This window comes from Dankookia rubra (assembly GCF_004355005.1).
GTDB lineage: Bacteria > Pseudomonadota > Alphaproteobacteria > Acetobacterales > Acetobacteraceae > Paracraurococcus > Paracraurococcus ruber_A.
This window is the reverse complement of sequence record NZ_SMSJ01000329.1, coordinates 1-647: the sequence shown is the minus strand read 5'-3', so window position 1 is coordinate 647 and position 647 is coordinate 1. Positions and strand designations below refer to the sequence as shown.

The 647-nt window shown below is 75.7% G+C and carries 1 protein-coding gene; it reads right to left on the bottom strand.

Translation table 11 applies throughout. From position 1 onward, the window contains the following. Window positions 1-2: 2 nt before the first annotated feature. A partial coding sequence (locus E2C06_RS36855) for a transposase (protein WP_133293432.1) occupies window positions 3-647 on the bottom strand: 645 nt, incomplete at its 5' end.

The window sequence follows — 647 nt, the reverse complement described above, 5'->3', positions numbered from 1 at the left end:
GCTCACGGCGGCTCCATCCAGCCGGCGATGCGGGCGCGCCCGCCCATGGCGCGGTGCATGGAGGCGATCAGGCGGAGGTTGGCGGCCCCCAATCGCCGGCCCCAGTGGTCCCTGGCATGCCGCAGCAGCCGCAGGATCACCGGCATGTAGATCTCGGACAAATCCGGATCGGGCAGCCAGAAGGAGGGCGCCGGCAGCGCGCTGTAGAGCCGCAGCCGCCGCGCCAGGACGATCGCCCTGAGGCCCATCAGCCGGATCCCCCGCCGGAAGGCGCAGCAGATCCGGTGCGCGAGGCGGGCCAGGACCGCGGGGCAGTCCTCGGCGCCCACCGCCTGCAGCAGCCGCATCCAGAGGTCGGCCGCGCACCAGCGGCGATAGGTGCGCGACACGGTGTCGGCCTTGCCGAACCCGGGCGGCAGCTGGTTCCAGGCGGCCCGGCCGCCGCCCTGCGGGCGGGGTCGCTTGAGGGTCACGGCGCGGAAGATCGCGTCCAGCCGGGCGCGGGCATCGAGCATCGGCCGGCCGGCGCGGGGGTGGTCCGAGACGCCGCAGCCGTGCTCGGCGAGAAAGGGCCGGAGGGCGGCCCATTCGGCATCGGCGAGCGGCGCCCAGGGCTGCGGCGCGAGCAGGCCGAAGGTCGGGCGGAA